Source organism: Xenorhabdus sp. PB62.4 (assembly GCF_014467285.1).
Classification (GTDB): Bacteria; Pseudomonadota; Gammaproteobacteria; order Enterobacterales; family Enterobacteriaceae; genus Xenorhabdus.
The window spans coordinates 132,577-158,599 of record NZ_NKHR01000003.1; the positions used below are offsets into that span (position 1 = coordinate 132,577).

The 26,023-nt window shown below is 44.2% G+C and carries 20 protein-coding genes and 2 tRNA genes; 13 read left to right on the top strand and 9 right to left on the bottom strand.

Annotated features, from left to right (window positions below; all coding sequences use genetic code 11):
• The first annotated feature begins 48 nt into the window (after positions 1-48).
• Together Xenpb_RS03855 and Xenpb_RS03860 are read left to right on the top strand one after the other, a co-directional pair.
• A tRNA-Asp gene (locus Xenpb_RS03855) sits at positions 49-125 on the top strand.
• Between the two features lie 8 nt (positions 126-133).
• A tRNA-Trp gene (locus Xenpb_RS03860) sits at positions 134-209 on the top strand.
• A 173-nt stretch (positions 210-382) separates the two neighbouring features.
• On the opposite strand, the gene hdfR is transcribed toward Xenpb_RS03860, so the two are convergent.
• Complete coding sequence (hdfR, locus tag Xenpb_RS03865; protein WP_208620372.1) at positions 383-1,219, bottom strand: HTH-type transcriptional regulator HdfR; 837 nt, start codon at positions 1,217-1,219, stop codon at positions 383-385.
• Positions 1,220-1,335: 116 nt separating this feature from the next.
• Between hdfR and Xenpb_RS03870 the strand changes: the two genes are divergently transcribed.
• Positions 1,336-1,674 (top strand): DUF413 domain-containing protein, encoded by a 339-nt coding sequence (locus Xenpb_RS03870; RefSeq protein WP_099112763.1) that lies wholly within the window; start codon positions 1,336-1,338, stop codon positions 1,672-1,674.
• Positions 1,675-1,729: 55 nt separating this feature from the next.
• Here Xenpb_RS03870 and Xenpb_RS03875 read toward each other — a convergent pair whose 3' ends face one another.
• Positions 1,730-3,256: a YifB family Mg chelatase-like AAA ATPase gene (locus Xenpb_RS03875; protein WP_187653172.1), complete on the bottom strand. Its 1,527-nt coding sequence runs from the start codon at positions 3,254-3,256 to the stop codon at positions 1,730-1,732.
• Between the two features lie 601 nt (positions 3,257-3,857).
• On the opposite strand from Xenpb_RS03875, the gene ilvL reads away from it, so the two are divergent.
• The 6 genes from ilvL to ilvA all read left to right on the top strand — a co-directional run bounded on the left by ilvL (position 3,858) and on the right by ilvA (position 10,448).
• Entirely contained in the window at positions 3,858-3,953 is a 96-nt protein-coding gene (ilvL, locus tag Xenpb_RS03880) for an ilv operon leader peptide (protein WP_099112761.1), read from the top strand.
• 144 nt (positions 3,954-4,097) lie between these two features.
• On the top strand, positions 4,098-5,753 hold the full coding sequence (gene ilvG / locus Xenpb_RS03885; RefSeq protein WP_187653173.1) for an acetolactate synthase 2 catalytic subunit: 1,656 nt from the start codon (positions 4,098-4,100) through the stop codon (positions 5,751-5,753).
• Positions 5,750-6,007, top strand: a complete 258-nt coding sequence (gene ilvM, locus Xenpb_RS03890) for an acetolactate synthase 2 small subunit (RefSeq protein WP_187653174.1) — start codon at positions 5,750-5,752, stop codon at positions 6,005-6,007. Before ilvG ends, ilvM begins: the two co-directional genes overlap by 4 nt.
• A 24-nt stretch (positions 6,008-6,031) precedes the next feature.
• Complete coding sequence (locus Xenpb_RS03895; RefSeq protein ID WP_099112758.1) at positions 6,032-6,958, top strand: branched-chain amino acid transaminase; 927 nt, start codon at positions 6,032-6,034, stop codon at positions 6,956-6,958.
• An 89-nt stretch (positions 6,959-7,047) separates the two neighbouring features.
• The gene (gene ilvD / locus Xenpb_RS03900; RefSeq protein WP_187653175.1) at positions 7,048-8,898 is read left to right on the top strand and encodes a dihydroxy-acid dehydratase; all 1,851 of its coding nucleotides are present in this window, start codon (positions 7,048-7,050) and stop codon (positions 8,896-8,898) included.
• A complete protein-coding gene (gene ilvA / locus Xenpb_RS03905; protein WP_187653176.1) occupies positions 8,898-10,448 on the top strand; it encodes a threonine ammonia-lyase, biosynthetic in 1,551 nt (516 codons plus the stop codon). Before ilvD ends, ilvA begins: the two co-directional genes overlap by 1 nt.
• A gap of 72 nt (positions 10,449-10,520) precedes the next feature.
• Here the strand turns inward: ilvA and Xenpb_RS03910 are convergent, their stop codons facing one another.
• From Xenpb_RS03910 to ilvY, 4 genes are all read right to left on the bottom strand, one after another.
• Positions 10,521-12,053, bottom strand: a complete 1,533-nt coding sequence (locus tag Xenpb_RS03910; protein ID WP_187653177.1) for a DHA2 family efflux MFS transporter permease subunit — start codon at positions 12,051-12,053, stop codon at positions 10,521-10,523.
• Between the two features lie 7 nt (positions 12,054-12,060).
• Positions 12,061-13,236, bottom strand: coding sequence for a multidrug efflux MFS transporter periplasmic adaptor subunit EmrA (emrA, locus tag Xenpb_RS03915; protein WP_187653178.1), 1,176 nt, complete (start codon positions 13,234-13,236; stop codon positions 12,061-12,063).
• Between the two features lie 124 nt (positions 13,237-13,360).
• A complete protein-coding gene (locus Xenpb_RS03920; protein ID WP_187653179.1) occupies positions 13,361-14,164 on the bottom strand; it encodes a helix-turn-helix domain-containing protein in 804 nt (267 codons plus the stop codon).
• 38 nt (positions 14,165-14,202) lie between these two features.
• A complete protein-coding gene (gene ilvY, locus Xenpb_RS03925; RefSeq protein ID WP_187653180.1) occupies positions 14,203-15,084 on the bottom strand; it encodes an HTH-type transcriptional activator IlvY in 882 nt (293 codons plus the stop codon).
• A 156-nt stretch (positions 15,085-15,240) separates the two neighbouring features.
• Here ilvY and ilvC point away from each other — a divergent pair, with 156 nt between their 5' ends.
• Entirely contained in the window at positions 15,241-16,719 is a 1,479-nt protein-coding gene (gene ilvC, locus Xenpb_RS03930; RefSeq protein WP_187653181.1) for a ketol-acid reductoisomerase, read from the top strand.
• 111 nt (positions 16,720-16,830) lie between these two features.
• Here ilvC and Xenpb_RS03935 read toward each other — a convergent pair whose 3' ends face one another.
• Positions 16,831-17,946, bottom strand: coding sequence for a class II histone deacetylase (locus Xenpb_RS03935; protein ID WP_187653313.1), 1,116 nt, complete (start codon positions 17,944-17,946; stop codon positions 16,831-16,833).
• A gap of 564 nt (positions 17,947-18,510) precedes the next feature.
• Between Xenpb_RS03935 and rep the strand changes: the two genes are divergently transcribed.
• Positions 18,511-20,541 (top strand): DNA helicase Rep, encoded by a 2,031-nt coding sequence (gene rep, locus Xenpb_RS03940; RefSeq protein ID WP_187653182.1) that lies wholly within the window; start codon positions 18,511-18,513, stop codon positions 20,539-20,541.
• Between the two features lie 55 nt (positions 20,542-20,596).
• On the opposite strand, the gene gppA is transcribed toward rep, so the two are convergent.
• Together gppA and rhlB are read right to left on the bottom strand one after the other, a co-directional pair.
• Positions 20,597-22,108 carry a guanosine-5'-triphosphate,3'-diphosphate diphosphatase gene (gene gppA / locus Xenpb_RS03945; protein WP_187653183.1) on the bottom strand — a complete coding sequence of 504 codons (1,512 nt, stop codon included), beginning with the start codon at positions 22,106-22,108 and terminating at the stop codon, positions 20,597-20,599.
• A gap of 57 nt (positions 22,109-22,165) precedes the next feature.
• Positions 22,166-23,449 (bottom strand): ATP-dependent RNA helicase RhlB, encoded by a 1,284-nt coding sequence (gene rhlB / locus Xenpb_RS03950; protein WP_187653184.1) that lies wholly within the window; start codon positions 23,447-23,449, stop codon positions 22,166-22,168.
• Positions 23,450-23,569: 120 nt separating this feature from the next.
• On the opposite strand from rhlB, the gene trxA reads away from it, so the two are divergent.
• Both trxA and rho read left to right on the top strand, forming a co-directional pair.
• Positions 23,570-23,896, top strand: coding sequence for a thioredoxin TrxA (gene trxA / locus Xenpb_RS03955; protein WP_187653185.1), 327 nt, complete (start codon positions 23,570-23,572; stop codon positions 23,894-23,896).
• A gap of 674 nt (positions 23,897-24,570) precedes the next feature.
• On the top strand, positions 24,571-25,830 hold the full coding sequence (rho, locus tag Xenpb_RS03960; protein ID WP_074020680.1) for a transcription termination factor Rho: 1,260 nt from the start codon (positions 24,571-24,573) through the stop codon (positions 25,828-25,830).
• Positions 25,831-26,023 lie beyond the last annotated feature (193 nt).

Here is a 26,023-nt window from a genome sequence, read left to right on the forward strand (position 1 = left end):
TAACAGCCGGTTGCCGGTACCAAAGGCAGCGGGAAAAAGAAATTCGGTGGTGCGGTAGTTCAGTTGGTTAGAATACCGGCCTGTCACGCCGGGGGTCGCGGGTTCGAGTCCCGTCCGCACCGCCACCGTATTTAGGGGCGTAGTTCAATTGGTAGAGCACCGGTCTCCAAAACCGGGTGTTGGGAGTTCGAGCCTCTCCGCCCCTGCCAGTTAACAACTAAGTAATAATTGATATAGCTTTCAGATTAATAGCCCAGCTAGCTTTAGCTGGGTTTTTTCTTTATTTATCATTTCTCCGTGTAGTTTCTTATCTATCTTTCTAATTTAATTGCAGGCTTTGTTCTCCTGCGCATTTTCCCTATTTTTACTATGAAAACAGCTTTCAGGCAGTTATAGGTGCTTTTTCAACAGGAATTTTTAGTAACTGTTGGATAAAGGCTTGTTGATCACTATTTTGCAGCCACACAGCGTACAGTGGGCGTTCTATTAACTCATTATCAAGTGAGGCTACGAGTTTTGGGTATTTTTCTTGCCAGTGTATTGGGAGGAAGGTTGCAGCATTCACGCTATCCAATAATTCTCTCGCAATATGTGCTGATGTGGTTGTAATGATAGGAGGGTGATCATGCTTTAAAATTTGTTGTTCTTGTTGATGGAAATCAGCGCCCCATTCCAACTTAATGTAGTTCTCAACGCCTTTTTCAAGATTACGCTGGGTCGTTAATAGAACAAGCTGGATGTTACCAATCAACTGACTTTGGAACTCATCCATTTTTGGCGGTTCCGTGGTAATTAAAAGATCTAATTCACGAGAATGTAATTGTTTGACCAGTGATTGGCGCGTAGATACCAGAGATTCGATTCTCGTTTCTTGATGGAATTTGTAAAACGTATTTAACCAGGATGTCAGGTAGCCTTCCCATAAGGAGGCTGTAGCCCCGATGGAAAGTTTTGTATGTTGGGCAACGTAGTTGATTTCTTTCTTTGCTAATTGCCATGTATTCATTAGCGACTCTGCATAGGGCACAAGGCGCTCTCCGGCCGCAGTTAAGCGGATATTATTGCGATGCCGTGTAAATAAATTGGTACCCAACTGGTTTTCGAGTTGGCGGATCCGAAAGCTAACAGCAGATTGTGTTAGATAGAGCGATTCAGCTGCCCGACCAAAGTGACGAGTCTTACTGACTTCCAAAAAGGTTTTCAGTAATTCAGTGTCCACATGCATCTCCAATAGTTTTTGTCGTTAAGATTTAAATATTTTGTTTTACAGAATGTCAAGCCTCCCTAATACTCCGCGCCATAATTGGTATGACATCAGAGTTAGGAGTGTGTCAGATGGCTGAAAGCTTCATCACGACTAATCGTTTTTTTGATAATAAAAACTATCCACGTGGATTTTCCCGTCATGGTGATTTCACCATCAAAGAGGCCCAATTGTTAGAACGTCATGGTCATGCGTTCAATGAATTGGATCTTGGTAAACGTGAACCTCAAACAGAAGAAGAAAAACTGTTTGTTGCAGTTTGTCGAGGTGAACGTGCACCTGCAACGACAGAGGAAAAAGTATGGACTAAATATTTGGCAAAAATTAGCCGTCCAAAACGTTTTCATACTCTTTCCGGCGGGAAACCGCAGGTAGACTCCACAGAGGACTATACCGATACTGATGATTAATACCAGCATTGATATTAATCATCTATTAAGAGGGGCAAATCGCCCCTCTTCTAATTTACCCAGTCTGTTTTTGTAGTTGAATAAGTAACCTATCCATACATCGGTAGCTGAGTGCCTCCATAATATCGGGTTTTTCTATTTCTTTTTGTTCTTTTAAGTCTGCAATTGTACGGGAAACTTTGAGTATTCTGTGCCAAGCACGTATAGATAATCCCAATTTCAATAAAGTATTTTCCAGAAAAATGGCATCTTCAATTTTAATTTTGCAGATCTTTTCAGTTTGTTTGCTATTGAGATGAGCATTGATATACCCACATCGCTCTATTTGTATGTTTCTGGCGGCTTGTACCCGTTTTTTAACTTTATGGCTACTTTCTCCATGTTTTACTAATGATTGACTGAGAATTCCGGGAGGAAGCAAAGGGACTTCAATCGAAAGATCAAAACGATCTAAAAAAGGGCCTGAGAGTTTGGAAAGGTAACGTAATACCTGTTGCGGGCTACTTCTGTTATGTAATCCCTGATGGTAGCCAGTTGGGCTTGGGTTCATGGCTGCAATCAGTTGAACTTGGGCGGGGAAACAGACTTTTGCTCTTGCTCGGGATATTATTATTTCACCGGACTCTAAAGGCTCACGGAGTGCATCAAGAACGCTTCGATTAAATTCAGGTAATTCGTCCAGAAATAACACCCCATTATGAGCAAGAGAAATTTCTCCGGGTTTAGGTATTGAACCGCCTCCAACGAGAGCGGCCATTGATGAACTGTGATGAGGCGCTCTAAATGGCCGTGTATGCCATTTTTGAGGGTTAACCGGATTACCAGCTAAGCTTTTGATTGCTGCGACGTCTAGCGCTTCCTGATGCGTTAATGGAGGCAGCAAACTACATAACCGGCTCGCAAGCATAGTTTTACCTGTTCCAGGGGGGCCAAGTAGCAGAAGATTGTGACCGCCGGCGGCAGTAATTTCCAGCGCTCGTTTTGCCTGCTCCTGTCCGATAATATCCTGCATATCTAAGATAGATGATTCAGTTTGTATTTCTATGGGAGAAGGGGAGGATAAAGAAGTTTTTTCTCCCTTCAGGAAATGGCAGACTTGAAGTAAATGGTTTGCCATTAATGTTTCGTTCTGGGACAAGATTGCCAGTTCAGCTTGGTTCTCTGAGGAGAGAATAAGTTGCCTTCCTGCCTTTTTTGCACTCAATGCTGCTGGGATAGCTCCCGTGACTCGTCGTATTTCACCAGAAAGCGCTAATTCTCCTAAAAATTCATAATGGTGTAGCTTTTCTGTTGTGATTTGCTCTGATGCTGCCAAGATTGCTATAGCGATAGGTAAATCATATCTTCCTCCTTCTTTGGGGAGATCTGCTGGTGCTAAATTGACAGTTATCCTTTTAGGGGGATAAATAAAACCGCTATTGATCAGAGCGCTCCTGACACGATCTCTGGCTTCCTTAACAGTCGTTTCAGGTAAGCCGACGAGTGTTAAACCGGGTAAGCCATTACTGATATGTGCTTCTATTGTGACGATTGGGGAATCAATACCAATTGTTGCCCGTGTGTGAATGACAGCGAGTGTCATGGTGCTCTCCTTAGCAAGAAAGCAGTTATCATGAATCGATAAAAAATAATAAAAAGTCGTCTTTGCCTATTTTGCGAAAAGGCTCGTAAATATATTTATCATTTCGACTGTTGTGGGATTATTTTTTATTTAGAGATAGATAATAACTTAATGTTATTTATGAATAATGTAACAACCAGAAGTCTTCCCACTAACACCTTCTAAAGGCACACAGATGTCATAGTTTTCAAACTGCTTTACTTATTTTATTAATGATTTTTTCTAATGTTTCTTTGGGGCGTATTTTGTTAATGGTAATAACTATTAACCAACTATACTAATTTGGGTTATGTTGTTATGTCGTATTATTTGTAGCGAGATGATTAACTTTCTTTTTATTATTTGGTTTATTAAATATTTTACAAAACAAACAGATAGTGATTCTTTACGAGTGAAAAAGTAATAAATTTCAGTGAATTTATCTGTTTATATATCTATCTGAATGAAAAATATAAATAAAATAATTTTGTTATGAAAAAATAAAAATAATCATTGTCAATGATCACAGAAAGTGGTAACTCTTAAATATACGTCAAGCATACGAGTTAAAACGAACAAAATTATGAACACATTTGTCCTAGTGATTAGCCTAATTATTGTGAGCGTGGTGGTGATTATTCCACCGTGCGGGGCTGCACTTGGACGAATGAAGGCTTAGACAGAAAAATAGCCGGATTCAAAAAAGACCCCCGCACCGAAAGGCGCGGGGGTTTTTTTTGGCACGGTTTTTAGCACCTGACAACGAGCATAACACAACATCACAATGGCCAATTGCAAGGTAAACATAACAGGGGAGGCGGCAATGAACGGGGCACAATCGGTTATAGAAGCATTACGAACGCAGGGAATTGAAAAAGTTTTTGGTTATCCCGGCGGGGCTATTATGCCGGTTTATGATGCGCTGTATGACGGAGGAATTGAGCACGTGTTATGCCGTCATGAACAAGGTGCTGTCATGGCAGCAATCGGCTATGCCAGAGCAAGTGGTAAGCCAGGAGTCTGTATCGCAACATCAGGGCCGGGTGCAACAAATTTAATCACGGGGTTAGCTGATGCCTTGTTGGATTCTGTTCCTGTTGTGGCGATTACTGGTCAGGTGAGTTCGGAATTTATAGGGACGGATGCCTTTCAGGAAATCGATATGTTGGGAATGTCCCTGTCCTGCACAAAACACAGTTTTCTTGTAGATTCACTGGAAAAATTACCCCAAATCATGGCTGATGCTTTTACGATTGCCATGAGTGGACGTCCCGGCCCTGTTTTAGTTGATTTACCGAAAGATATCCAGTTGGCTCAAGGTGATTTTACTCCGTATCTGGTATCAGATTTATCAGACTCGCCAACATTTCCATTCCCTGAGCAAGAGCTGGATCAGGCTCGTCAACTGTTGGCGTTATCGTGCAAACCCGTCTTGTACGTAGGCGGCGGCGTTGGAATGTCTGGTGCCGTTCCTGAATTTCGCAGTTTTGTTGCAGAAACCGGAATACCTGTTGTTTCCACCTTGAAAGGTTTGGGGGCTGCGGATCCTGAGCATGAGTGTTATTTGGGCATGTTAGGGATGCACGGAACCAAAGCGGCTAATTTTGCTGTTCAATCCTGTGATTTATTAATTGCCGTTGGTGCTCGTTTCGATGATCGCGTAACTGGAAAGCTGAATACCTTTGCTCCTCATGCCAAAGTGATCCACTTAGATATTGATCCTGCTGAGTTCAATAAATTACGTCAAACCCATGTTTCATTATTGGGTGATTTAAAAACATTGTTACCTCAGTTACAGCAATCTGTATCAATTCAGGACTGGCAGCAAGAAATCAAGCAATTAAAAAATGATCATGCGTGGCGTTATGACTATCAGGGGAAAAGCATTTATGCCCCGCTGTTGTTGAAACAGATTTCGGATCGTGCATCGCCTAATACTGTGGTTACAACTGATGTTGGACAACATCAAATGTGGACTGCCCAGCACATGACATTTAGCCAGCCAGAGAATTTCATCACATCAAGTGGTTTGGGCACGATGGGGTTTGGCATTCCAGCGGCAATTGGTGCTCAGATGGCACGTCCTGAAGATACGGTTATCTGTATATCTGGTGACGGCTCTTTCATGATGAATGTTCAGGAGTTGGGAACAATCAAACGTAAACAATTGCCGGTTAAAATGATCTTATTGGATAACCAACGACTAGGGATGGTTCGCCAGTGGCAAGAGCTGTTTTTTGAAAAACGTTACAGCGAAACTATCTTAACTGATAACCCGGATTTTCTTACGTTGGCACAAGCCTTTGATATTCCGGGGCAAAGAATCACCGATACAGCGCAAGTAAGTGAAGCTTTGGATGCTTTGTTCAACAGTGATGGCGCTTATTTATTACACGTATCTATTGATGAATTAGAGAACGTCTGGCCATTGGTTCCACCAGGCGCAAGCAACGATACCATGTTGGAGAAGTCATTATGATGCAGCATCAACTTGCTATTCAGGCAAAATTTTGTCCTGAGATTTTGGAACGAATTCTGAGAGTTACCCGTCATCGTGGATTTCAGATACGCGCATTGAATATGGATCATACAATAGATAGTGATAATGTAAGCATTGAACTCACAGTAGCCAGTCAGCGTCCCGTTAATTTACTTTTTTCTCAATTGATGAAATTAGTGGATGTTGCTGGTGTTGAGATCCAACATAAAAAATCACAATTAATAAGCGCATAGTGCGCAATCGAAGGAAGATTTAGAATGACAAAGCAAGCTGATTATATTTGGTTCAATGGTGAAATGGTGCCTTGGGCTGATGCTAAAGTTCACGTTATGTCCCATGCCCTGCATTATGGCACTTCAGTATTTGAAGGTATCCGTTGCTATGATTCTCACAAAGGTCCTGTTGTATTTCGTCATCGTGAACATATGCAACGCTTACGTGATTCAGCCAAGATTTACCGTTTTCCAGTGAGCCAGAGTGTTGATGAGTTAATGGAAGCTTGCCGCGAAACACTCCGCAAAAATAAATTGGTTAGTGCTTACATTCGTCCATTAGTATTTGTTGGTGATGTTGGAATGGGGGTGAATCCTCCTGCTGGCTATAAAACAGATGTCATTATTGCGGCTTTTCCGTGGGGCGCTTATCTCGGAGAAGAAGCGTTGGAGCAAGGCATTGATGCGATGGTTTCGTCATGGAATCGCGTAGCAGCAAATACTATCCCGACAGGAGCGAAAGCAGGAGGTAATTATCTCTCGTCTCTGCTGGTGGGAAGTGAAGCAAGGCGTCATGGTTATCAGGAAGGGATTGCTTTGGATGTTAATGGTTATATTTCAGAAGGGGCAGGTGAAAACCTATTTGAAGTGAAAGATGGAATTCTGTTCACGCCGCCATTTACTTCCGCTGCCCTGCCGGGGATCACTCGTGATGCGATTATCAAGTTGGCGCAGGATCTTGGCCTGGAAGTCCGCGAACAGACACTTTCTCGTGAATCACTCTATTTGGCGGATGAAGTATTCATGACAGGAACTGCGGCGGAAATCACGCCAGTTCGTAGTGTAGATGACATTCAGGTTGGTATTGGCAAGTGTGGCCCTATCACCAAAAAAATCCAAAATGCGTTTTTTGGCCTGTTTAATGGTACGACAGAAGATAAATGGGGTTGGCTGGATCCCGTTAATCCTTAATAAAAAATATAACCCCCAACAGGCGGTCGTTCCCCGCCTGTTTTAATTGTTGAAGTTAATTAGATAAGACAGATTTGGGAGTGAAGACAATGCCGAAATACCGTTCTGCTACAACAATACACGGCCGCAATATGGCGGGAGCCCGTGCTTTATGGCGGGCTACAGGTATGACAGACGCCGATTTTGGGAAACCCATCATTGCCGTTGTTAACTCATTCACACAGTTCGTGCCGGGCCATGTCCATCTGCGTGATCTCGGCAAGCTGGTGGCAGAACAGATTGAAGCATCAGGGGGAGTGGCGAAAGAATTCAATACCATCGCGGTTGATGATGGTATTGCGATGGGGCATGGCGGCATGCTCTATTCACTGCCTTCGCGTGAATTGATCGCAGACTCGGTGGAATACATGGTCAATGCCCACTGCGCTGATGCCATGGTATGTATTTCTAATTGTGACAAAATCACGCCGGGGATGCTTATGGCCTCTTTGCGTCTGAACATTCCGGTTATTTTTGTTTCCGGTGGCCCAATGGAAGCGGGTAAAACACGCTTATCTGATCAGATCATCAAGTTGGATCTGGTTGACGCCATGATTCAGGGAGCCAATCCAAACGTCAGTGATGAACAAAGTGACCAAATCGAACGTTCGGCTTGTCCGACATGCGGTTCTTGCTCTGGCATGTTCACTGCGAACTCAATGAACTGTTTGACTGAAGCATTAGGGCTTTCGCAACCGGGGAATGGTTCACTGCTCGCCACACATGCAGATCGCAAAAATCTATTCATCAACGCGGGTAAGCGCATTGTTGAATTAACCAAACGTTACTACGAAGAAAATGATGACAGCGCTTTACCACGCAATATTGCAACTAAAGCCGCATTTGAAAATGCCATGACACTGGATATTGCGATGGGCGGTTCGACGAACACTGTTCTGCATTTATTGGCAGCGGCGCAAGAAGGTGAAGTTGATTTCACGATGGCAGATATTGATCGCCTGTCTCGTCAGGTTCCTCATTTATGCAAGGTTGCTCCAAGTACCCAGAAGTATCATATGGAAGATGTACACCGTGCTGGTGGAGTGATTGGTATTCTTGGAGAACTGGATCGTACAGGGTTGTTGCAGCGAAATGTAAAAAACGTCCTGGGTTTGGACTTACCACAAACATTGGCTCAGTACGATATCATGCTGACAAAAGATGAAGATGTTAAGAGCATGTATGCGGCAGGGCCGGCCGGAATTCGTACTACCCAAGCTTTCTCGCAGGATTGTCGTTGGCCATCGTTGGATACTGACCGTGAGAAAGGTTGTATTCGTGAGCGTGCACATGCTTACAGTCAAGATGGAGGTTTAGCTGTTCTGTTTGGTAATGTTGCTGTGGATGGCTGCATCGTGAAAACGGCGGGGGTGGATGAAGGCAGCTTGATTTTCCGTGGCCCTGCCAAAGTTTATGAGAGTCAGGAAGATGCGGTAGACGCGATTTTGGGTGGGAAAATCGTGGCAGGCGATGTCGTTGTCATTCGCTATGAAGGCCCGAAAGGTGGCCCCGGCATGCAGGAAATGCTCTATCCCACGACCTACTTGAAATCGATGGGATTAGGCAAAAGCTGCGCATTGATCACTGATGGCCGTTTTTCGGGAGGCACATCGGGGTTATCCATTGGTCATATCTCCCCAGAAGCGGCAAGTGGCGGTTTAATAGGGTTAATTTATGATGGCGATATCATCGATATTGATATTCCAAACCGCAAAATCCAGTTAGATGTTAGCGAAAAAGAACTTGCTGAACGCACACAGGTTGAATTATCCCGCGGTGATGAGGCGTGGACACCTAACTCCAGAAAACGTCAGGTTTCTTTTGCATTGCGGGCTTATGCTTCGTTGGCGACCAGTGCTGACAAAGGGGCTGTGCGTGATAAGGCTAAGCTAGGGGGTTAATGGTGGCGGTTTATTCTCTTAATTCTGAACCCAAAGGCGCGGAATATCTCAAAGCCGCACTGAGTTCACCAGTTTATGATGTTGCACAAGTTACCCCGTTACAGGAAATGAAAAAAATCTCTGCTCGTTTAAATAATACCATTTTAGTTAAACGGGAAGATCGCCAGTCAGTACACAGTTTCAAATTGCGTGGTGCATACGCGATGATTGCAGGTTTGAAGGGAGAGCAAAAAACCAAAGGCGTTATTACGGCATCGGCGGGCAACCATGCGCAGGGCGTTGCGTTATCGGCCAGTAAGGTTGGTGTAAAGTCTATTATCGTGATGCCAATAGCTACCGCGGATATTAAAGTCGATGCAGTACGCGGTTTTGGTGGGGAAGTGCTGTTACACGGCGCAAACTTCGATGAAGCGAAAGCAAAAGCGATCGAAATGGCAAAAGAGCATGGCTACACCTTTGTTCCCCCGTTTGACCATCCTACAGTGATCGCGGGTCAGGCAACGTTGGCGATGGAATTATTGCAGCAGGATGTTTACCTTGACCGCATCTTTGTTCCTGTTGGTGGAGGGGGATTAATTGCGGGGATCGCAGTTCTTATCAAACAACTTGTGCCTGAAATGAAAGTGATAGGCGTGGAAGCTAAAGACTCTGCTTGTCTGAAAGCCGCGCTGGAAGCAGGGCATCCGGTTGATTTACCAAGGGTTGGATTATTTGCGGAAGGTGTAGCCGTTAAACGTATTGGTGATGAAACATTCCGTTTATGCCAGCAATATGTTGATGATGTTATTACGGTAGACAGTGATGCTATTTGCGCTGCCATGAAAGATATTTTCGAAGATGTCAGGGCAATTGCTGAGCCTTCTGGTGCACTGGCATTGGCGGGATTGAAGAAATATGTTCAGCAACATCAGATTCAAGGAGAGCGGTTAGCGCATATTCTTTCTGGTGCCAACGTGAATTTTCATGGTCTGCGTTATGTTTCAGAGCGCTGTGAGCTGGGAGAGCAACGTGAAGCTTTGCTGGCGGTCACTATTCCTGAACAAAAGGGCAGTTTCCTGAATTTTTGCCAAATATTGGGCACCCGTGTTGTGACAGAATTCAGCTATCGTTACTCAGATTCCACCGATCCAAGCAAAGCCTGTATTTTTGTTGGTATCAGATTAAGTCGTGGAAATGCTGAACGTCGAGAAATCATTGAAGAACTAAAAGCATCGGGATATCAGGTAGCTGATTTTACTGATGATGAAATGGCGAAACTGCACGTTCGCTACATGATAGGCGGCAGGCCATCCAAGCCATTGCAGGAACGATTATTTAGTTTTGCCTTTCCTGAATCTCCGGGGGCGTTGCTGAAATTTTTGCAAACATTGGGCACTCATTGGAATATCACCTTGTTCCATTATCGTAGCCACGGCACAGACTATGGGCGTGTATTGGCTGCTTTTGAGCTTTCAGGCTCGGAGTTATGCTTTGATCGCCATTTAGATGAGTTGGGCTATGAATATCATGATGAAACAGAAAATTCCTCATTTAAATTATTTTTGACTTAAGCAATTAATAGCAGAATAGCCCCCTTTTGGGGGGTATTTGCTGATTTTACTCTTTATTTTTACTCCTGTTTTTTATTCCTTATTTTTATGCTTTTTATCTGTGGTGGTTGGATGGGCCAGCCAAATTAGAAAGAGCATGATCAGGAAAAGAAAGGCGAATAACCAATAAATTTCATTGGCAGCAATAATCAGCCCCTGATTAGTGATTTCGTGTGCTAATTTACTACTGATTTGTGCATGTGACAGGCCAAATTGCTGCATATTTTCATAGGCTTGGGTTGCAATGGGATTATAGGGGCTTACTGCTTGTGTAAGTTGGACATGATGAACTGACTCGCGGTTTGACCAAATCGTTGTTGTGATAGAGGTTCCCACCGATGTTGCCAGAGTGCGCAGGAAGTTGAACAAACTCACCGCAGAGGCAATTTTATCAGGCTTAATATCGGATAGGATGATGGCGTTAAGCGGCATAATCAGGCAGGCGATGGCGAATCCTTGCATAAATTGAGGCCAGGCTGCGGCGGCAAAATCCATAGAACGTTCGAAAGTATAAGCTCGCCAGAAGAAGCACAAAGTAAAAACAATAAAGCTGAACATCACCAGATAGCGCATATCGATTTTTGAACCGAGGCGACCAATAAGTGGTGCAAGAATGATTGGCATGATACCCAAAGGGGCCAGAGCTAATCCTGCCCAAGTTGCGGTGTAGCCAAACACCATCTGTAATAACTGAGGTTGCAGAACAAGCGTCCCGATGTGAAGCAAAAACGCCAGACTGATACACACGGTTCCAATCGTAAAATTACGGGATTTAAATAACGATAAATCAATGATAGGGGCGTTGTCAGTTAGTTCCCAGATAATCAGAAAAGTGAGGCAAACCACTGCGATGATGGCTAATGTAATAATTTCCGATGAGCTAAACCAATCAAGCTCTTTCCCGCGGTCAAGCAACAACTGAAAGCAACCAACACCAGCAATCAATAAAATCAACCCTACCGCGTTAATCGGGCTCGTTTCTGTTTTCGTTTCCCGATCCTTGAGTAATATCCAGGCGATAGCAACAACCGCCAAACCGAATGGAATATTAATCAAAAATATCCAACCCCAATGATAACTATCACTGAGCCAACCGCCGAGAATAGGGCCACAGACAGGAGCAACCACGATAGTCATCGACCACATCGCCAATGCCATGTTGCGTTTTGGTTGGGGATAGTTATTCAATAGTAAACTTTGTGAAAGAGGCATAATTGGGCCTGCGGCAACGCCTTGTACAACGCGTGATAAAATCAGCATTTCCAGGCTATTGGATATGCCGCATAACCAGGATGCGATAATAAATAAAATCGTTGATGCTAAGAAGACACGAACCTCACCGAACCGTTTTGCCAGCCAACCGGTTAATGGAATAGAAATCGCATTGGCAACGGCAAATGAAGTAATTATCCAAGTTCCTTGAGAAGTGGAAGCACCCAGATCACCGGCAATGGTCGATATTGCAACGTTAGCAATTGTCAGATCCAGTATTTGCAAAAAAGCAGCCAGTGCCAAGGCCAGTGTCAGCCAACCCAGTTTGGCGCCCGATAATGGCTTATGTGACATATTGATCTCATCCTTTGCTGGTATTCATCGAAATAATGTCACTAATCAACGACTCAATTTCTTCGGTGTCGTAAGACAAAACATCGGTTTTATACACTATTCCTTGGCGAGGTACTTGGGCGAGGACTACACCGTCTTGATTTCTGGTATCAATGGAGGCGTGCATAGATAATCCGATGCGTAATGGGTAATCAATGAGTTGTTGTGATTCCAGAGTAATTCGGACAGGCAGTCGTTGGACAACCTTTATCCAGTTCCCAGTGGCATTTTGAGCCGGCAATAAAGAAAAGGCACTGCCCGTCCCCATATCCAAACCGACAACCTTACCTGTATAAGAGATATCGTTACCGTAAAAATCGCTGATTAGCGTTACAGGTTGACCGATGCGAACATGGGTAAGCTGGACTTCTTTGAAGTTTGCTTCCACCCAAAGCTGGTCAGCAGGAACGATAACCATGAGAGGAGCACCATTTTTAATTTGTGATCCTACTTGTACATTGCGACGAGATACATAACCTGTGACGGGGGCGACAATACGGGTGCGCTGTAAAGTTAACCAGGCATCGCGGAGTTGGGTCGCCGCCAGTTTAATAGCGGGCTGATGTTTCAGCGGGGTGTCTATAACCATTGCCTTGTTGGCATGATATTGTTGCTGTGCAAAACGCAGTTCAGACCTGGCCATCTGGACATTATTTCGGGCATGGATCAGGCTTTCTTTCGCGATAGCACCTGTTACTCCTAAATGTTCACGTCGTTTTAGATCATCTATTGCCTGCTGCAATTTTGTTTGTTTCAGATCGATATTGGCTCGCAATTTCTCATTATCAATCATGACCTGATGAGTTTGCCGGACACTATTGGCAAGTACGTTTTTTGCCCGCTCAAAAGCGTGCTCAGCGTCAATGGCATCCAAGCTCACCAAAATATCGCCCTGACGGACAAAATCAGTATTGTCAGCATGAATACTTGTTACGCTGCCTGAAATCTGTGCCATTACCTGCACTTGATTGCCAACAACATAAGCATCTTCGGTTATTTGGTAATGGCGTAGCACAGTAAACCAATAAGTGAGATAACCTAAGCCAGCAGAGACAAATAGCAGGGTTGCAAGGAGCAGAGCCAGTTTACGTTTTGATTTTTTATCTGTAAGTACTGACGATTTTGGCATTATTTTTTCCACCATTTTTTGTCATCACAACTCGAAAATAGCGTTATTTATGTTTACCTGGTGTTGGCTTTCAAAATGAGCTTAATAGAGAAGTAGATTAGCGGTGGGGGAAGTTTTTTAATTGAATAAACTGGCTATCTTATCGTTTTTCCGAAGAAATCTTTCTGAGGCAAATATCAGAAAAAGCAATGCTGGCGTTTTTCAATTCAGAAGGGCTGAATCCGTATAACATCATACCTGTTCGGCTAAAATGCGCACTGTCAGAAAATCCGCTATGGGAAGCCAATAGCGTCAATGAATCTGGTGAGTCTATTTTTTCAAGTGCGTGATGGAAGCGTTTCCACAATAAATAACCACGGAAATTGGTTCCCATTTCCTGCCGGAATAAATGTAAAAATCGGCTTTCTGAAAGAAAGAGATGACCTGATATTTTACTGGAAGAGATGCTTTTAACGGGTAATTCAGTAATAAGCGTCGTCGCTTTTATAATTCGGGTATCCTGAGAACAATTACAATCATCAATATCATTCAAGCAATTGCTTAGGACAAGAATGTCTGGTGGTGCGTCTGATTGTAAGCAATGGATGAAATAATCTGCTATTAAACGAGCGGAGTCTGGTTGGAGATAGGTAATGTCGGCATTTTTAATTTGATGTAACAGTAAATGATATAAGGGATGAGCGGGATCTATCAGGAAATTGAAACAGGATTTATTTTCAGAATGTAATCTATGTTTAATATTGCCGGCGATAATAAAACCATAGGCTTGCTGTGATCCTTGTTCAGTATCAATTTTCATTTGTGAATAATCATATGAAACACTCAATTGGATACAAGGATGGCGATGCCACTCGGTTTTCATATTATGAGAAAGCACCAGGTATTGTTTGTGATACTCATATAACCTGACTGCTTCAAGATGCCTGTCTATTTTGCGTCTCATATCGAGTGACCTATTCCCAGATTACAGTCGTTCGCAGATTACAACAGCTTCCAAAACGCCTTAACTAAAGGGTCGTTTAAACGCTTACTCAGCGCACAAACACCCAATTCAAACGGTTCAACCAGCGAAATATTTTCCAGCAAGGAGATGCGGTTACGTACTGTTTCAGAACTATTTTCGACGACAACCGCAGGTATTAATGCAATCCCACAACCTAATGCCACCATGGAAACAATGGCTTCATGGCCGGAAACTGTTGCGTAAATGACAGGATGCAGGATCTTGTGCCGACGGAACCAAAGCTCAATGCGTTTACGGGAAGGGCCATGCTCAGGCAGGATAAAAGGAATGTTATTCCAATCGGGGGCGGCCTGTGTCGCCAAGGTTCTCACGGTACAAGGAAGGGAAGGCGCAATCAACACCAACGGTATTTCGCCTATTTTAGTAAAACTAACATTATCAGGTAGCTTCTCTGGCTTGCCCGCAATACCCAAATCAGCAGCATCAGATTGGACTTTATCCACGGCGTCAGCAGCATCCCCTGTTGTCAGTTTTATTTCCACCAAAGGGTGTTCAGCCCGGAATTTATCTAATACTTGTGGCAAATGGCTATATGCAGCGGTCACTGAACAGAACAGGCGTAACTCTCCTGTTAGTGATGAACTTTGATGGTTTAACGAATGCTGTAATTGTTTATATTGCAGGAGTGTTTGTTGCGCAAATTGCTTTAACTGTTCGCCGGCTGTGGTCAGTTTTACCGTTCGGTTATCGCGTAGAAAAAGTGGATGCCCCAATAATTCTTCAAGGCGCTGGATCTGGCGTGAAAGAGTGGATGGGCTAACGTGCATAGCCTTAGCAGAGCGTCCAAAATGACAACTTTCTGCAAGGTGTAAAAACAGTTTTAAATCACGTAGATCCATTGTTTCGCGCCCTTTGCCTAAAGACTTTTTAGTGTAGAAATTACTATTGCATAAATTGCAATATAGTCTTGTTAATATATCAATTTAAGCAATGGCCTGCATGTCATATATTGGCACTATGCAAACAACATCACACCTAATTATAACGGAGTCACCATGGCTAATTATTTTGATACGTTGAACTTGCGCCAGCAATTGGCGCAGTTAGGCAAATGTCGTTTTATGGCACGGGAAGAATTTGCTGACGAGACAGGGTATTTAAAAGACAAGAAAGTGGTGATCGTCGGCTGTGGTGCACAAGGGCTAAACCAAGGTCTTAACATGCGTGATTCGGGTTTGGATATCTCTTATGCTTTGCGTAAAGAAGCAATTGATGAAAAACGCGCGTCATGGCGTAAAGCAACCGAAAATGGCTTTAAGGTTGGCACTTATGAAGAATTAATTCCACAAGCCGATTTGGTTATCAACCTGACACCAGATAAACAACACTCAGCGGTGGTTCAGGCTGTCCAGCCCTTGATGAAAGAAGGAGCAGCACTGGGCTATTCCCACGGTTTTAATATCGTTGAGGTGGGTGAACAGGTACGCAAGGATATCACTGTTGTGATGGTTGCTCCTAAGTGCCCGGGAACGGAAGTTCGCGAAGAATATAAGCGTGGATTTGGTGTTCCTACCCTGATTGCCGTGCATCCAGAAAATGATGCAAAAGGCGAGGGAATGGCGATTGCGAAAGCGTGGGCAGCCGCAACAGGTGGGCACCGCGCAGGTGTTCTGGAATCTTCGTTCGTAGCAGAAGTTAAATCTGATTTGATGGGTGAACAAACCATTCTGTGTGGCATGTTACAGGCAGGTTCTCTGCTGTGTTATGACCACCTGGTTGCTGATGGTGCCGAACCAGGCTATGCAGGTAAATTAATTCAGTTTGGCTGGGAAACCATTACCGAAGCCCTGAAACAAGGGGGAATTACACTGATGATGGATCGCCTTTCCAATCCGGCGAAACTGCGTGCCTATGCCCTTTCTGAGCAGCTAAAAACTATTCTGGCTCCGTTGTTCCAAAAACATATGGATGACATCATTTCTGGTGAATTCTCTTCCACAATGATGGCTGATTGGGCGAATGACGATAAAAACCTGCTGACTTGGCGTGAAGAAACCGGCAGGACGCCATTCGAAAATTACCCTGATTACAATGGCAACATCAGTGAGCAGGAATACTTTGATCATGGTGTGTTGATGATCGCGATGGTCAAGGCTGGAGTAGAGCTGGCATTTGAAACGATGGTTGATTCCGGCATTATTGCAGAATCAGCTTATTACGAATCCCTGCATGAGCTGCCGTTAATTGCGAACACCATTGCCCGTAAGCGCCTGTATGAAATGAACGTAGTCATTTCCGATACGGCAGAATATGGCAATTACCTGTTCTCTTACGTTGCGGTTCCGTTGCTGAAAGAAAAATTCATGGCGACTCTGCAAGCGGGAGATTTAGGAAAGGCAGTTGCAGATCGTGGTATCGACAATACCCAATTGCGTGATGTGAATGAAGCGATCCGTAACCACCCGATTGAAACTATCGGTCGTACCTTGCGTGGTTATATGACTGATATGAAACGTATTGCGGTTGGTGGATAATATCAGCCGGCGAAGAAAATCATATATTCCCTGCCCGACGTTATTTCATCGGGCAGGTTGTTTCTTTCACCTTCAGGCAATTATTTGAAATCTGCTGGCTATAGGTAAGTCTTACAGATTGAATTGCCGTTTCAGCTCATCAATGGCCTGGCGCTGAAATGCTTCAAATCGCTCTTTAGGTTGCTGCAATTGAATATTGTTCAGTAAAGGGTCAATGACATCGGTACGAATGCCACTGAGTTCCTCCATGACAGCCAATCCACAGAAAGGGACATAGGCTTCGGCATAACCGCCTTCGTGAACCATAACTAATTTGCCATGACACAATTCATCCGCTGCTTGTTGTACATTGCGGGTCATTTCACGGAAACTGTCGCTGTGCAGTTGCATCCGTGCGAGAGGATCGAAGGCATTAGCATCATAGCCGCAGGCAACGATAATCAGCTCTGGTTGGTAACGTCGCAGGGCAGGAAGCACAATTTGATCCATGGCATAGAGATAACTATTATGTCCAGCACCGGCCATCAATGGAATATTGATATTGAAGCCTTCTCCCTTGCCTGTACCGATATCTTCTTCACCACTGTAGCCTTCTGGATAACAACCATCCTGATGCAGTGAAATAGTCAAAACGTCATCACGCTCCCAGAAGATATGTTGTGTACCATTACCGTGGTGAACATCCCAGTCAATAACGGCAACCCGACCAACACCAAGCTGTTCTTTGGCATGCTCAATGGCAAGGGCGATATTGGCAAGGAAACAGAAGCCCATCGCTTTATCCGGCAGGCAGTGATGTCCGGGAGGGCGGGAAAGGCTGTAAGCATTATCTAATTCGCCTTGTAACACGGCTTTTACCGCCGCATAGGTGAGTCCGGCGGACAATTTAGCGATTTCATAGCTGCCTTGTCCCATCGTGGCTTCAGATCCTAACATTCCTCCGCCATTATCACTTACGGATTTAAAACATTGTAAATAATCTTCGGTATGAACGAGTCTTAAGGTTGCGTCATCAAGAGGTTCAGCACTCCGTAATTGCAGTGAGCGGCTTAAACCCGAAACATCCATCAGGCTTTTCATTCTGCGTTTGGTTTCTGGTGATTCAGCATGTCCCGCACTGCTAGGGGGCTGTACCCATCCACCAACGGGCAGTACGACGACATGTTGTAACCCAGCATTATGCCAGAAACAGTATTCGTCAAAGAAAAAGCCTGTCTTACGTAGCATCATATTACCTCCCTTTTATTGACTTCATGTTAATAACGTAATGATTGTTATAGCACTAATGAAAGTAAACAAATGTTATGTATTTCAGTTAATAGATAATCACTATTTATTCAGGTGAATTAATTGAAATCCTCAGTGGAAAATTACCGGGTTAATTTGCTACCTTAATAATAATCAATTAATACTCATGTAAAAAGGTTGATGATGATATTGATGACGGCTAACTAGCAAGGTGATGAATAATATATGATTTTCCCATCTGCTGCTCTGGTGTTCTTGGGTATAAGATGAAAAATGATAAATAACAGAAGAATAAAAATAGTTATGGCTAAGGCTATCGGCTGGTATTTATTCTTAATTTTTCTATTTTTTATTAATCCATTAAAAAATAAAATGATCGAGAATTTTAATATGAATTGAAAATTTAACAATAGAATATATTGACACTTCTTACTCTTTTATCTTGCAATAATTTACTTACGTAAAGAAAACCGCCTCTGAGACTTGCTTTCTGCTACAATTCTGTTTCCTGATCTTTCATCCAGATATAATCTTCGAAAAAGTATGCGATTAAATCCAAGCCAACAACAAGCGGTTGAATTTGTCACAGGGCCTTGTCTGGTTCTGGCAGGTGCAGGTTCCGGTAAAACCCGAGTGATCACCAATAAAATAGCCCATTTGATCCGCACCTGTGGTTATCAAGCGCGCCAGATTGCCGCGGTGACTTTCACCAATAAGGCGGCACGTGAGATGAAAGAGCGTGTCGCGCAGACTTTAGGCCGCAAGGAAACGAAAGGGCTGACGATCTCAACTTTTCATACTTTGGGCTTGGAGATCGTCAAGCGTGAATACAAAGCGCTGGGCATGAAAAGTAATTTTTCACTGTTTGATGATCAAGATCAGATGGCATTGCTGAAAGATCTTACTGCGGATCTGCTGGAAGAAGATAAAGATCTGTTACAAAAACTTATCTCCTGCATCTCCAACTGGAAGAATGACTTAATGCCGCCAGAGCAGGTGATCAGGACAGCTCGTTCGGCACAAGAACATCAATTTGCAGAGTGTTATCGCCGCTATGATTTGCATCTGAACAGTTGTAACGTCCTTGATTTTGATGATCTGATTACCAAACCAACACTGCTACTAATGCGTGATGAAGAAGTCAGGGAACGCTGGCAGAATAAAATTCGCTATTTGCTGGTGGATGAATACCAAGATACCAATACAAGCCAGTATCAATTGGTGAAGCTATTGGTTGGGAACCGCGCACGTTTTACGGTGGTTGGTGATGATGATCAATCCATTTATTCATGGCGTGGCGCTCGCCCACAAAATTTGATCCTGCTGAAAGAGGACTTTCCGCAGTTGAATGTCATTAAGCTGGAACAAAATTACCGTTCATCGGGACGGATACTGAAAGCGGCGAACATCCTGATTGCCAACAACCCTCATGTATTTGAGAAAAAACTCTTTTCAGAGTTGAATTATGGTGACCCGCTCAGGGTGATAGAAGCGAATAATGAAGATCATGAAGCTGAGCGTGTGGTAGGAGAATTGATCGCTCATCACTTTATCAATAAAACGGAATATAAAGATTACGCGATCCTTTATCGTGGTAATCATCAGTCCCGGATCTTCGAAAAAATGTTGATGCAAAACCGCATTCCTTATCGTATTTCGGGAGGAACGTCGTTCTTTTCCCGACCTGAAATCAAAGACTTGCTCTCTTACCTGCGTGTTTTAACCAATCCTGAAGATGATAGTGCGTTTCTGCGCATCGTTAATACACCACGGCGAGAAATTGGTGCGGTAACGATCCAGAAATTGGGAGAGTGGGCGAATCAACGTAACAAAAGTCTGTATCAGGCCAGTTTTGACCTTGGCTTGGAACAACATCTGAGCGGACGTGGTCTGGCTGCATTACAGCGTTTCACTCATTGGATGGAGGAAATATCCCGTCAGGCGGAGCGTGAACCATTGCTGGCAGTGAGAGACTTACTTCGTGGTATGGATTACGAAAGCTGGTTATATGAGACTTCGCCTAGCCCAAAAGCGGCTGAAATGAGAATGAAAAACGTCAACCAACTCTTCACCTGGATGAGTGAAATGCTTGAAGGCGATGATTTGAATGAGCCAATGACGCTTTCTCAAGTCGTCGCTCGTTTTACATTGCGAGATATGCTGGAACGGGGAGAGGAAGATGAAGAGCTGGATCAGGTTCAGCTAATGACGTTACATGCTTCTAAGGGATTAGAATTTCCTTATGTGTTTCTGGTGGGGATGGAAGAAGGCTTGTTGCCGCATCAAAGCAGCATTGATGAAAACAATATAGAGGAAGAGCGCCGTCTGGCTTATGTCGGCATTACCCGTGCGCAGAGAGAGCTTTTTTTCACACTGAGCAAAGAACGTCGCCAGTATGGTGAACTCATTCGTCCTGAACCAAGCCGATTCTTGCTGGAATTGCCACAAGATGACTTGCATTGGCCGCGGGGGAAACGGGTGATAAGTGCAGAAGAACGAATGAAACAGGGGCAATCACGCCTTGCGGATATTAAATCGCGTTTGGGACTTGGACAGAAAACTATTGGCAGGTAAACCACTTGATGAAAACCCTGTATCCGGCATGAATACAGGGTATGGAAATACAGGATCAGCCTAGTCGGGAGTTATTCTGTTCTTCAAGAAACAGCGGCCATTGGACATAACTTTGCCATTTCATTTCCTGCTGCAACGCTTCAGCCCTGAGTGAGTGTTTCATCTGCCATTGGTAGGGAAGGGTGATCATGAGAGTTTCATTTTCTTCTACCCGTAACCGCAAAGCAGGTAAAGAGTCATCTCGCCGACGGCTGGCGAAAATAATTGCGAGGCGCAATAAACGACATAGCCGTTGTGCCTGCAATGATGGCAGGGCATTCTGCTGGCTGAGTGATGCTAAGTCCACAGGGCCCCTTTGATTTTTCAACAGGGCGGCCAGCAGGCGTTTTTGCGCAGGTGTATAACCGGGCAGATCTAAATGGCTAACCAGATAAGCGGAATGCGCGGATCCCTGACGAAAATCAATGAACAGGCCGATTTCATAGAGTAAACATGCGCTGCTCAATAATTCGCGGCAGCGTTCATTCAACTCCCAGGACTTGGCGATTTGCTGGCAAAAGTGTTCTGCCAACTGCCTGACACGTTGTGCTTGTTCGATATCCAGTTGAAAGCGATGCTGTATATTACGCAGGGTTTTTGCGCGAATATCTTGCTCAATTGGCAAATCCAGCATCCCGTAAACCAAACCTTCACGCAATGCGCCACCTGCCAGTGTCATGCTCTCGATTTTCAATGCCTGAAAAATAGCAATTAAGATTGCCAAACCGCTGGGAAAAACCAATGCCCGTTCGAGTGTCAGTCCATCAATTTCCAGTTCTTCCAGTTTGCCGCACTCAATTGCCTGATGTTTGAGTTGCTGAAGCTTAGGCAGGGTAATCAACTCATCCATGCCCTGAGCGATCATGATTTCCTGCAAAGCCTGTACTGTACCGGAAGCGCCCACGCAAATGTGCCATCCCTGCTCAAGCAGAGTTGTAGTGACAGAACTTAGAATGACATGGGCAGCAGATTCCGCTTTGGCGAAATTTTCTTCTGTCAGGCTGCGATCATTGAAATAACGTTCCAACCAAGTGACGCAGCCCATTTCAAGACTGAATAGCTGACTGGCCTTAGCCCCGGTGCCTGTTACGAGTTCTGTACTGGCACCTCCAATATCTACGACAAGCCGTTGTTCAGGCCCGCCTGTGGTGTGGGCAACGCCTTGATAAATCAGGCAAGCCTCTTCTTCACCACTGATGACATTGACAGGACTACTCAATATTGCTGAAGCTTTTCTCACAAACTCATCCGCATTTGCTGCAAGACGCAAGGTCGCTGTAGCAACAACGCGGATCTGCGTGGCAGGAATATCCTGCAAGTATTCGGAAAAAAGGCGGAGGCACTGCCATCCCCGTTCCATTGCCTGCTGTGATAAATGGTTATTTTTATCCAACCCGGCGGCCAGCCTGACTTTGCGCTTGATGCGGGTGACCACTTGAATACTACCGGATATTTCACGGACCACCAGCATGTGGAAACTGTTTGAGCCTAAATCGATAGCGGCATAGAGCGAAGAAGAACTCAGCATAGTATTTATTCCGGCATGTGTTATTTCAGCATCGTATTATTTCATCATTGCGTCATTTTAGCTTGGGCGCTTGCGATTACGCGTTGGGTTGCCACGGCGCGGCATATTGGTGCGGCGTGGGTGTCCCCCTGAACGGGCGCGGTTACGGCGCTTGGGTACGGGTAAATCTTTCAGTAATGCTTCGCTGTTGTATTTGCTGACAGGTATCTGGTGCTGAATATACTCTTCAATAGCAGGTAGGTTCAGCGCGTACTCTTCACATGCCAGGCTGATGGAATGACCACTTTCTCCGGCACGACCGGTCCGGCCAATTCGATGGACATAATCTTCACAGTCATCTGGCAGGTCATAGTTAAAGACATGCGTCACTGAGGGGATATGCAGCCCACGGGCGGCAACATCGGTGGCGACCAGAATATCCAGATTGCCCTGACTGAATTCTTCGAGGATCCGCAGGCGCTTTTTCTGTGCAACATCACCTGTCAGCAAACCGACGCGATGACCGTCAGCGGCCAAATGAGCCCAGACATCTTCACAACGATGTTTGGTGTTGGCAAAAATAATGCAGCGATCAGGCCACTCTTCTTCCAGCAAGGTCTGTAGCAGACGCATTTTTTCTTCATTGGAAGGATAAAACAGCTCTTCCTGAATGCGATGCCCTGTTTTCTGCAAGGGTTCTACTTCCACATATTCAGGATTATTCATTTGTTCGAAAGCCAGTTCACGCACCCGGTAAGACAGCGTTGCAGAAAACAGCAAATTCATTCTTTCAGTCGCTGCCGGGATCCGGCGGAACAACCAACGGATATCTTTGATAAAGCCCAGGTCATACATGCGATCGGCTTCATCAAGCACAACAACTTGAATGGCACCAAGCTGGATATGCCCCTGTTTTGTGTAATCGATCAGGCGACCGGTTGTGCCAATGACGATATCGACGCCAGATTCTAACACCTTAAGTTGCTTATCATAGCCATCGCCACCATAAGCAAGACCCATTTTCAAGCCGGTGACTTCTGCCAGTTCTTCTGCATCAGAATAAATCTGGACAGCCAGTTCGCGGGTAGGCGCCATAATCAGCGCTCTTGGCTGATTGATTTTACGCGCCTTAGCAGCAGGATTAGTCAGTAAATAGTTGAAAGTAGACGTCAGGAATGCCAGCGTCTTGCCTGTTCCGGTTTGTGCTTGCCCTGCAACATCTCGGCCTTCGACAGTAAAAGGCAATGTTAGCGCCTGTATTGGCGTGCAGTTTGAAAACCCTTTTTTATCAAGAGCTTCTAAGATTTTGGGGTGCAATGCGAAGTCGGAAAACTTCTTTTCTGTCAAATGTGTTTTGCTCATAGAGTGGTAGAATATCAGTTAACTATTGCTTTAAGAAAGTGTATCCGCTGAAATAAAGACACCCGTATGTTGGTTAATGTACAGTGATACTGTAAAAGATTTTATTTTTGGAGTAAAAAAATGAGTGCGAATATTACCCATCTGACCGATGCTGGTTTTGAAAACGATGTACTGAAAGCTGAAGGTCTGATCCTCGTGGATTTTTGGGCTGAGTGGTGTGGTCCTTGCAAAATGATTGCCCCTATTCTGGATGAAATTTCTGAAGAATACGCAGGCAAACTGACCATCGCCAAGTTGAACGTTGATGATAACCCAAATACAGCACCAAAATACGGTATTCGCGGAATTCCTACACTGATTTTGTTTAAGAATGGTGAAGTGGTAGCGACAAAAGTGGGCGCTTTGTCAAAAACTCAGTTGAAAGAGTTTTTGGAGCAGTACCTCTAATTTAGAGTCCGGTCACAGTAATTACGGGCGTTTAGCGTATAGAGTGATTTATCCTATTGACCGCTAGACGTCCGCTACGAAGCGTGGTAAGTTAGCGGCCACGTGCTTGTATGAAACATTACTTGTATGAAACCTTGCATGAGTGAATTCTTTATTCGATATAAAGGATTATTGATGTAAAGAGTTGACATTAAGCCTGTTGCATACTAAACAATCTGTAGTGTCTGATAAATCTGTTATTTCTGGATCACCTGAAGTATCTGATAGCATATCGCATTTAGTAAAGTTTCTGAGTCTATATACGGAGCATTCGGTATATAGCTTGGTACGCTGATAGCGTCCTGATGCTGAACATCTTTAAACGGGATGTTTTTATAGTTATAACAGGATGTTTTTATAGTTATAAGCAGTGCTCATACTGAGATAATGCTTACGCTGAGACAGTTCCGATATTGAAGTTAACCACGTTTCGTTATTATCTCAGTCGTGTTTTGACAGTTTGTCAGCCTTATTTTGAAATCAATCAGAGTACTTCAAACTATTGCCTTGTAATATAATTTAATATGTTAGAAGGATTTATTCGTTTCTGGTACAAATAAACAGGCACCGATAACGCTGCCATACCATTCACGTTCATAGTTCGAGATATACCCCGAGTTAAAGAACCCACCATTATGAATCTTACCGAATTAAAGAATACGCCGGTATCTGAGTTGATTACTCTCGGCGAAAATATGGGGCTGGAAAATCTGGCTCGTATGCGTAAGCAAGACATCATTTTCTCTATTCTCAAACAGCATGCGAAAAGCGGAGAGGATATTTTCGGAGATGGTGTGCTGGAGATATTACAGGATGGATTTGGTTTCCTCCGCTCCGCAGACAGTTCTTACCTTGCAGGTCCTGATGATATCTACGTTTCTCCTAGTCAAATCCGCCGTTTTAACCTCCGTACCGGTGACACCATTTCAGGGAAAATCCGCCCGCCAAAAGAAGGTGAACGCTATTTTGCCTTGCTGAAAGTTAATGAAGTTAACTTTGACAAACCTGAAAACGCCCGCAGTAAAATCTTGTTTGAAAACCTGACACCACTTCATGCCAACAACCGTTTGCGCATGGAACGCGGTAATGGTTCTACTGAGGATTTGACTGCCCGTGTTCTGGATTTGGCAGCGCCGATTGGCCGTGGTCAGCGTGGCCTGATTGTTGCTCCGCCAAAAGCAGGTAAGACCATGCTGCTGCAAAATATTGCAGCTAACATCGCCCACAACTACCCAGACTGTGTTCTGATGGTTCTTCTGATTGATGAACGTCCAGAAGAAGTGACCGAAATGCAACGTCTGGTAAAAGGTGAAGTGATTGCTTCAACCTTTGATGAACCGGCTTCCCGCCACGTGCAAGTGGCTGAAATGGTTATCGAAAAAGCCAAACGTCTGGTTGAACATAAAAAAGACGTTATTATTCTGCTGGACTCCATTACTCGTCTGGCTCGTGCATATAACACCGTGGTTCCTGCTTCCGGTAAGGTATTGACCGGTGGTGTGGATGCGAATGCGCTGCATCGTCCAAAACGTTTCTTTGGTGCAGCACGTAATGTTGAAGAAGGTGGTAGTCTGACCATCATCGCAACGGCGCTGGTTGATACCGGTTCTAAGATGGATGAGGTCATTTACGAAGAATTTAAAGGTACAGGTAACATGGAGCTGCACCTGTCCCGTAAGATTGCTGAAAAACGTGTTTTCCCTGCCATTGATTACAACCGTTCTGGAACACGTAAAGAAGAGTTGCTCACTGCACAGGATGAGCTACAGAAGATGTGGATTCTACGTAAGATCATTCACCCGATGGGTGAAATCGATGCAATGGAATTCCTTATCAACAAACTGGCTATGACAAAAACAAACGAAGAGTTCTTCGACTTTATGAAACGTTCATAGTTCTGAAATAGTTTTTAATAAAGAAAAGCAGCTATTACACCAAAGCGCCACATTCCTGTGGCGTTTTTTTTATCAGTGACTTACTCTATTGCCCTGAAATGGTACATTTTTTGCATGTTTTTCGAGTGATTAAATGAGTGTTTTCTGAACTTACGCTTTATAGTGCCTTATAGATAGTTGTTCAGTAGATGAT

Excerpts from the sequence above, each read along its gene's own strand:
- Xenpb_RS03870 (WP_099112763.1), top strand. The coding sequence starts at position 1,336 with ATGGCTGAAAGCTTCATCACGACTAATCGTTTTTTTGATAATAAAAAC.
- Xenpb_RS03875 (WP_187653172.1), bottom strand. The coding sequence starts at position 3,256 with ATGACACTCGCTGTCATTCACACACGGGCAACAATTGGTATTGATTCC.
- ilvL (WP_099112761.1), top strand. The coding sequence starts at position 3,858 with ATGAACACATTTGTCCTAGTGATTAGCCTAATTATTGTGAGCGTGGTG.
- ilvG (WP_187653173.1), top strand. The coding sequence starts at position 4,098 with ATGAACGGGGCACAATCGGTTATAGAAGCATTACGAACGCAGGGAATT.
- ilvM (WP_187653174.1), top strand. The coding sequence starts at position 5,750 with ATGATGCAGCATCAACTTGCTATTCAGGCAAAATTTTGTCCTGAGATT.
- Xenpb_RS03895 (WP_099112758.1), top strand. The coding sequence starts at position 6,032 with ATGACAAAGCAAGCTGATTATATTTGGTTCAATGGTGAAATGGTGCCT.
- ilvD (WP_187653175.1), top strand. The coding sequence starts at position 7,048 with ATGCCGAAATACCGTTCTGCTACAACAATACACGGCCGCAATATGGCG.
- ilvA (WP_187653176.1), top strand. The coding sequence starts at position 8,898 with ATGGTGGCGGTTTATTCTCTTAATTCTGAACCCAAAGGCGCGGAATAT.
- Xenpb_RS03910 (WP_187653177.1), bottom strand. The coding sequence starts at position 12,053 with ATGTCACATAAGCCATTATCGGGCGCCAAACTGGGTTGGCTGACACTG.
- emrA (WP_187653178.1), bottom strand. The coding sequence starts at position 13,236 with ATGGTGGAAAAAATAATGCCAAAATCGTCAGTACTTACAGATAAAAAA.
- Xenpb_RS03920 (WP_187653179.1), bottom strand. The coding sequence starts at position 14,164 with ATGAGACGCAAAATAGACAGGCATCTTGAAGCAGTCAGGTTATATGAG.
- ilvY (WP_187653180.1), bottom strand. The coding sequence starts at position 15,084 with ATGGATCTACGTGATTTAAAACTGTTTTTACACCTTGCAGAAAGTTGT.
- ilvC (WP_187653181.1), top strand. The coding sequence starts at position 15,241 with ATGGCTAATTATTTTGATACGTTGAACTTGCGCCAGCAATTGGCGCAG.
- Xenpb_RS03935 (WP_187653313.1), bottom strand. The coding sequence starts at position 17,946 with ATGCTACGTAAGACAGGCTTTTTCTTTGACGAATACTGTTTCTGGCAT.
- rep (WP_187653182.1), top strand. The coding sequence starts at position 18,511 with ATGCGATTAAATCCAAGCCAACAACAAGCGGTTGAATTTGTCACAGGG.
- gppA (WP_187653183.1), bottom strand. The coding sequence starts at position 22,108 with ATGCTGAGTTCTTCTTCGCTCTATGCCGCTATCGATTTAGGCTCAAAC.
- rhlB (WP_187653184.1), bottom strand. The coding sequence starts at position 23,449 with ATGAGCAAAACACATTTGACAGAAAAGAAGTTTTCCGACTTCGCATTG.
- trxA (WP_187653185.1), top strand. The coding sequence starts at position 23,570 with ATGAGTGCGAATATTACCCATCTGACCGATGCTGGTTTTGAAAACGAT.
- rho (WP_074020680.1), top strand. The coding sequence starts at position 24,571 with ATGAATCTTACCGAATTAAAGAATACGCCGGTATCTGAGTTGATTACT.